Raw genomic sequence first — 7141 nt, 5'->3', positions numbered from 1 at the left:
TGCTTCCTGCTGGAATAGCCGGGCATGCGCTGCGACACAGTGAATCATTCCCCGGACAGCCCTGCCACAAGGGGAGAAGGGAAGGGCAGCGGTGCACTTCGATCGAAGCGAGGCTAACCCGCCTGCTTCCGCGACGCCGCGAACACGCCCGACAACACCAGCGCGAAGCCGATGAAGTGGAAGGCTTGCGGGTGCTCGCCCAGGAACACCATCGCCATGATCGAGCCGAACACCGGCACCACGTGGAAGAACGGCGCGGCGCGGTTGGCGCCGATCAGGCGCACGCCGCGATTGAAGCAGAGATAGGCGAGGGTCGAGGGGAAAACCGCGACATAGAACAAAGTGAGCAGGTTCGGCGCATCCAGCTTCATCGCCGGACGTGCGTAGAGCTCCCAGATCTCCAGCGGGATCAGGCATGCGGCACCGGCACCGAAGGTGAAGGCGAGGAACGACAGGCCGTGCATCGCCGGCCGCTTCAGGCTCAGCACCGAATAGAGCGCGAAGATCAACAGCGCGAGCAGGAAGATGAGGTCGCCTTTGTTGAACTCGATGTTCGACAGCGTGGTGAAGTCGCCATGCAGGAGGATGGTCAGCACGCCGCACATCGACAGCAGCACGCCGAAGGCCTGTGCCGCGGTGAGGCGGATGCCGAGGATGACCAGTGACCAGAGCGCCACCAGCAGCGGCGCGGCGGACTGCAGCAGCAGCGTGTTGAGCGCCTGCGTATGCTCGAGCGCCCAGTATTGCAGCGTGTTGAAGGCGCCGATGCCGGTGATCGAGAGCGTGACCATCAGGCCGAGCCGCCCACGGATCGCGGGCCAGTCCTGCACCAGATGTTTCCACGCGAACGGCAGCACCAGCAGGAAGGCGAACAGCCAGCGCAGGAACGACAGCGTCACGGGCGGGATGTGGCCGGCGGCGAGCCGCCCGACGATGGCGTTGCCGGCCCAGCACAGCGCGGTGATGCTGAGCAGCAGGTAAGGCTGATTGGCAACCCAGGTGTGACCGGATGTGTCGGCGCTGGTGGTCTGGCCGGTGGCGGACATTGTGATTGTTATGGCCCCGCGTCATGCGCCGAGGCCCCGGCCCCGCGATATCAGGGCCAGCTTCAATCGCCCGGCACCGTCCAAAGACACGGAAATGTCCCCGATATCAATGGGGCGAGGCGCATCGCCTCCATGCGCAGGCGATACGGCAGGAACATCAGGCCGAGCGCATCGCCTCGGCGTCACGAGCGTTCGCCGTGTCGGGGCGCATCGCGGCGCGGGCGGCCCAGCCGCCGCCGAGGATGGCTCCGGTGAAGCCGCCGCCATGGGTGAATGCGGAGGCGAGGTAAAGTCCATCGATCGCCGTCGTGGCAAGCGGCGTGAAGTTGCGGGATTGCGGGGCGAAGCCGTAGACCGAGCCTTTCGGCGTGTTGAGATAGCGTGCAAAGGTCTCCGCGGTCGCCATTTCCCGGTGCACGATCGCGCCGGCGATACCGGGGAACTGGCGATCGATGTCGGCAATGACCAGATCCATCCAGTGTTCCTTGCGCGCGCGTTTTGCATCTTCGTCGAGGTCTGCCCAATTCTCGATCCGGTCGGCACCGACCAGCGCCCCGAGGTAGGGAGGCTCCTGGTTCAATCCGGAATCGATCTGGTCGTAAGCAACGAAGCCATAAGGCGTGAGACCGCGGGGCGGATCCTCGCCGAGCAGTGCGCCGGCTTCGCGGAACTTCGAGAGGGCGGTGAGCCACGCCGGCAGAACGCTGGTCGAATAGCGCTTGACGCCGAAATCGCGTGAAGGGCGGGCGAGGCCGATCGACATCGTCCAGAGTGAAATCGACGGCAGCCGGCCCTCGTAGCGCGACATGAAGACGGCACGTCTTTCGTCCGGGAGCATCGAAGCCAGCACGGCTGGCGCGGCGTTGCCGAGGATGATCGGTGCCAGCTCCTCGCGTACGTCGCCGGCTCCCGTCGCGTGATGGCGTACGCCGCGCGTGCGATTGCCGTCGAGCAGAATGGTATCGACCTCGCGCCCCGCTTCCGCCGCGCCGCCGGCGTCGCGAATGATCGCAACCAGGCGATCGCTGAGCGCCTGCGATCCGCCGCGAACGTAGTGGCCGCCGCCGACGAGATAGGAGGCCTGCGGAATCGCGAACGGGATGAAGGGCATCGTGTCGGGATCGTCGGTGTAATAGCCGAGGTTGGAGGCGAGCGCGAGCTTGATCGCCTCGCTGTCGCCGAACAGGCGGGTGAGCACCTCGCTCAAGGTCGCGTGCCGATCGCGGATCAGCGGCCACAGGCGCCAGGGCAATGTCGGCGCGTTCCAGAGCCACCAATTGCGATCGTCCTGGTGTTCGCTCATTAACGCGACCGCTTGCCGCACCGCATCGATGCGCTCGAAATATTGTGCGATGCCTCTGGCTTGCGCCGGAAACTGCGCCTTCGCTGCGGCCGCCGCGGCCTCGAGCCCGTGCGGCATCACGAACGGGCGCTCGAACAAGGGGCTTCGCACCTCGTGCAGTGCGCCGACATCGACGAAGGGCAGGTCGCGATCGATGCCGAGCGCCCGCAGGATCGGCAGCTTGGGATCGGAGGCGTCCAGGCCGTCGATCTCGTGCAGCGAGGCCTCGATCGCGAGCTGGCCGTGACGATAGACCGTGGCTGCTCCGCCGAAATTCTGGTTGCGCTCGAGCACCAGCACTCTTTGGCCGGCGCGGGCGAGCAAGGCCGCCGCGGTCAGGCCACCGAGCCCCGATCCGATGGCGATGGCGTCAAAGTTGCGTGACATCTCGAGGTCCCTCGCTGCGACGTCGAGACAGAAAACTGATCCGCCTCCACGGCTCCGGGTTGATCGCAGCTCATACTAGGAGGACGCCGCAGGCGGCGCGGTTGACCTGCGTCAATCGCCGGCGACGAAAATTTGTACGGGCGCGGGGGAGCTTGAAATATCGCGGTCACAAACCTTCACCGCCTGCGCCCGCTGCGGATCGCGAAGGGCTTCAGCAGTTCGGCACAGGCGAGGTAGACGACGACGAGCAGCGCGATCCCCAGCATCATGATCGGGGGCGGGGCGACGAAGCCGAACCAGGCCCCGAGCGGCGTGAACGGCAGCACCATCGCGGCGAGCAGCGCGGTCAGCGAGGACGCCGCCAGCGCAGGATCGGGCCAGTTGCGCCAGGGCCTTCCATTGGTGCGGATGATGAAGATCACGAGGATCTGCGTCGCCATCGATTCGACAAACCAGGCCGTGCGGAATTCCTCGGGCGAGGCCTTGAACAGCACCAGCAGCGCGACGAAGGTCAGGGCGTCGAACACCGACGACAGCGGTCCCATGATCGCGGCGAACCGCACCAGGCGCGACATGCTCCACACCTGCGGCTGCGCCGTAGCCTGTGTCGAGACCCGGTCGAAGGGAATGCCGAGCTCGGAGAGATCGTAGAGCAGATTGTTGAGCAGGATCTGCGTCGGCAGCATCGGCAGGAACGGCAGCGCGATCGAGGCGGCCGCCATCGACAGCATGTTGCCGAAATTGGAGCTGGCGCCCATGCGGACATATTTGAGGATGTTGGCGAAGGTGCGCCGTCCTTCCTCGACACCGTCGGCGACGACTTCGAGATCGGACGCAAGCAGGATCATGTCGGCGGCGGCCTGCGCCACGCCGGTCGCGCCGTCGACCGACAGTCCGACGTCGGCGGCCTTCAGGGCCGGTGCGTCGTTGATGCCGTCCCCGAGGAAGCCGACGACCTCGCCGCCGGCCTGCAGCGCCTTCACGATGCGCGACTTCTGGTCCGGCGCGAGGCGGCCGAACGCATCGGTCGAGCGCACCTGCACGGTGAGCGCCTCGTCGCTGAGCTCGGCAATGTCGGCCCCCGACAGCACACGCTCGGGGTTGAGCCCGACCAGACCCGCGAGCCGCTTCACCACCACGGGATCGTCGCCCGAGAGGATTTTCAGCCGTACACCGCTTGCGGCGAGCCGCGCAATGGCTGCCGCGGCCGTCGGCTTCGGCGGATCGGCGAAGGCGCAAAGACCTTCGAAGACGAGATCGGTCTCGTCGTCCGTCTCGACCTCGCGCAGCGCACCGCTCCACGCCCGCGAGGCGATGGCCACGGTGCGCAGGCCCTCGTTCGCGAGCCCGCGCACGCGTGCCATGGCCGCCTCGCGCGCGCGGTCGTCCATCGTGCACAATGCGAGCACGGCTTCCGGCGCGCCCTTGACGATCAGCAGCGTGCCTTCCGGTCCGGTGGCGAGCACCGATCCCAGCCGGCGCGAGAAGTCGAACGCCTGCCGCCCGGCGAGCCGCCAGCCCTGCGCGGCATCCGGCCGGCCGGCGGTGAGCGCGGCATCGAGCGAGCCGCGGTCGCCGCCGAGCGATGCCGCGATGGCGCCGAGCTGCGCTGCGCGCGGCTCGTCCTTGCCCGCGGCATCGATGCTCCTGGCAAGCGTGATCTCGGCCGAGGTCAGCGTGCCGGTCTTGTCCGTGCACAGCACCGTCATGGCCCCGAGATCGTGGATCGCGGCCAGCCGCTTCACGATCACCTTGCGGCCGGCCATGCGCAGCGCGCCGCGCGACAGCGTCACCGTGGTGATCATCGGCAGCAGTTCCGGCGTCAGGCCGACCGCGAGCGCGACCGCGAACAGCAGCGAATCCAGGATCTCGCGGCCGAACAGGACGCGGACGGTGAGCACGATCAGCACCAGCGCGAGCGTGGCGCGGGCGACCACGAGGCCGAATTCGCGCAAGTCGCGCTCAAAGGGGGAGGGCGCCTGCGCCTCGGCCAGCGCGGCGGCCGCCGCGCCGAACACGCTGTTGCGGCCGGTCCCGACCACGAGCGCGATCGCCTCGCCGGTCTGCGCCACGGCGCCGCGGAACAGCGCGTTCGAGCTGTCGTCGGGGCCGGTGGCGGCGCCGGCGTGCTTCTGCACCGGATAGGGCTCGCCTGTGAGCGCAGCTTCCCCGGCGGCGAAGGCGGTGCTCTCCAGCACCAGCGCGTCGGCGGGAATGATGTCGCCGGCGCGGACGCGCAGGAGATCACCGGGAACGACGTCCTCGACGTCGATTTCGCGGAAGGCGCCGTCGCGCCTGACCTCGGCCTTCAGCGCCACCGAGCGGCGGAGGATCTCGGCGGCGCGGACCGCATGTCCCTCCTGGACGGTGTCGAGCCCGATCGAGCCTGCGAGGATCAGCACGATGATGAGGCCGCCGATGTCGTCGCCGGTCAGCATCGAGACGATGCCGGCGACCAGCAGGATCAGCGACAGCGGCTCCAGCAGCCGGCGCAGGACGGCGCGCATGGCGCCCTCGATGCGCGGCGGCGCGTCGCTGTTCGGCCCGAAACGGCGCAGGCGTTCGGCAGCTTCACTGGCGCTCAAGCCCTGCAAGGAGCAGCCGAGCCGGGTGCAGAGCGCATCCGTCGACAGGCGCCAGAACTGGCTCGCTTGGCTGTTCGGTGGCTTGGTCACGGCATGTCCGAAAAATGGAGGGTTCAAGGCCTGGGAAGAGTAAGCTGCGGAGGTGACAGCCATCCTTTGGCGCAATTGCGGGCCGGAACGGTTGATGCGGGTCAACCGGGTTGCCCGCCGGCTGCAAAGGTTGCGAGATTTTAAGGGGATATCAAAGGCTTGGGGGGCCTTCCGGGCCCCGAAAAAGCCCCGTTCTTGCTTGCCTAGAGGGGCCGCTTCCTTTATCCGGTTGGCTGCCTTGCGTGCGAGCGGTCCTGGGCCGCGGATTGTGCCTGGGCACAGGCATGATCCCGGAAAAGTGGGCACCGGTTTTCCGCGAGGATCATGCCTCCTAAAGACAGATTGAACAGGGATTACCCGCGAATGGCCAATGTTGTCGTCGTCGGCGCCCAGTGGGGCGACGAAGGGAAGGGCAAGATCGTCGACTGGTTGTCGGAGCAGGCGGACATCGTCGTCCGTTTCCAGGGCGGCCATAACGCCGGCCACACGCTGGTCATCAACGGCAAGACCTACAAGCTGGCTCTGCTGCCCTCCGGCGTGCTGCGCGACCAGAAGCTGTCGGTGATTGGCAACGGCGTGGTGTTCGATCCCGCCGCCTTCCTCGACGAGGTCACCAAGCTGCGCTCGCAGGGCGTCGCGGTCTCCCCGGAAAACTTGCGCGTTGCGGAGAACGTCACCCTGATCCTGCCGTTGCATCGCGAGCTCGATGCCTTGCGCGAGTCCTCCAATGCGGCGACTGCGATCGGCACCACCCGCCGCGGCATCGGCCCGGCGTACGAAGACAAGGTCGGCCGCCGCGCCATCCGCCTGATGGACCTCGCCGATCTCAACACCCTGCCGCACAAGATCGACCGGCTGCTGGCTCACCACAACGCCTTGCGCCGCGGCCTCAATCTGCCGGAGTTCGACGGCAAGGAGATCCTGACGGAGCTGAGCGCGCTGGCGCCGCAGCTGCTGCCTTACGCCGAGACGGTGTGGCGCCTGCTCGACATCGAGCGGCGCGCCGGCAAGCGCATGCTGTTCGAGGGTGCGCAGGGCGCGCTGCTCGACGTCGACCACGGCACCTATCCCTACGTCACCTCGTCCAACACGGTGGCGGCGCAGGCGGCGACCGGCGCCGGCCTCGGACCGGGCGCCGTCGGCTACGTGCTCGGCCTGTGCAAGGCCTATACGACCCGCGTCGGGCAGGGCCCGTTCCCGACCGAGCAGGACAACGAGATCGGCCGCAAGATCGGCGAGCGCGGCCGCGAGTTCGGCACCAACACCGGGCGGCCCCGCCGTTGCGGCTGGTTCGACGCCGTGCTGGTCCGCCAGGCGGTCCGCACCTGCGGCATCAACGGCCTGGCGCTGACCAAGCTGGACATCCTCGACGGCTTCGATTCGATCGAGGTCTGCACCGGCTACAAGCTTGACGGCAAGGAGATCGACCATTTCCCGGCCGGCGAGGGCGCGCAGGCCCGGGTCGAGCCGATCTACGAGACCATCGAGGGCTGGAAGGAGCCGACCGCCAATGCACGGTCTTGGGCCCAGCTGCCGGCCCAGGCCATCAAATATGTCCGCCGGATCGAGGAATTGGTGGGGTGCCCGGTCGCGCTGCTTTCCACCAGCCCCGAACGCGAGGATACTATCCTGGTGCAAAATCCGTTTGAGGCTTAACGATATCTTACCGGGACGCGCGCATAGTTGAGTAG

Annotated in this window: 4 protein-coding genes; 1 reads left to right on the top strand and 3 read right to left on the bottom strand. The window is 67.5% G+C overall.

What is annotated here, in order from left to right:
* Positions 1-113 precede the first annotated feature (113 nt).
* The 3 genes from JQ592_RS33025 to mgtA all read right to left on the bottom strand — a co-directional run bounded on the left by JQ592_RS33025 (position 114) and on the right by mgtA (position 5450).
* Positions 114-1046, bottom strand: coding sequence for a DMT family transporter (locus JQ592_RS33025; protein ID WP_211406898.1), 933 nt, complete (start codon positions 1044-1046; stop codon positions 114-116).
* Positions 1047-1203: 157 nt separating this feature from the next.
* Positions 1204-2775: a phytoene desaturase family protein gene (locus JQ592_RS33020; RefSeq protein WP_211406897.1), complete on the bottom strand. Its 1572-nt coding sequence runs from the start codon at positions 2773-2775 to the stop codon at positions 1204-1206.
* A 176-nt stretch (positions 2776-2951) separates the two neighbouring features.
* Positions 2952-5450 carry a magnesium-translocating P-type ATPase gene (mgtA, locus tag JQ592_RS33015; protein ID WP_211406896.1) on the bottom strand — a complete coding sequence of 833 codons (2499 nt, stop codon included), beginning with the start codon at positions 5448-5450 and terminating at the stop codon, positions 2952-2954.
* 363 nt (positions 5451-5813) lie between these two features.
* Here mgtA and JQ592_RS33010 point away from each other — a divergent pair, with 363 nt between their 5' ends.
* Positions 5814-7106 carry an adenylosuccinate synthase gene (locus JQ592_RS33010; RefSeq protein ID WP_211406895.1) on the top strand — a complete coding sequence of 431 codons (1293 nt, stop codon included), beginning with the start codon at positions 5814-5816 and terminating at the stop codon, positions 7104-7106.
* Positions 7107-7141 lie beyond the last annotated feature (35 nt).

It is taken from the genome of Bradyrhizobium iriomotense, from assembly GCF_018129405.1.
Taxonomy (GTDB): Bacteria; Pseudomonadota; Alphaproteobacteria; order Rhizobiales; family Xanthobacteraceae; genus Bradyrhizobium; species Bradyrhizobium iriomotense_B.
Note: the sequence above shows the minus strand (reverse complement) of the source record. Positions and strands in the feature narration are given on the sequence as shown.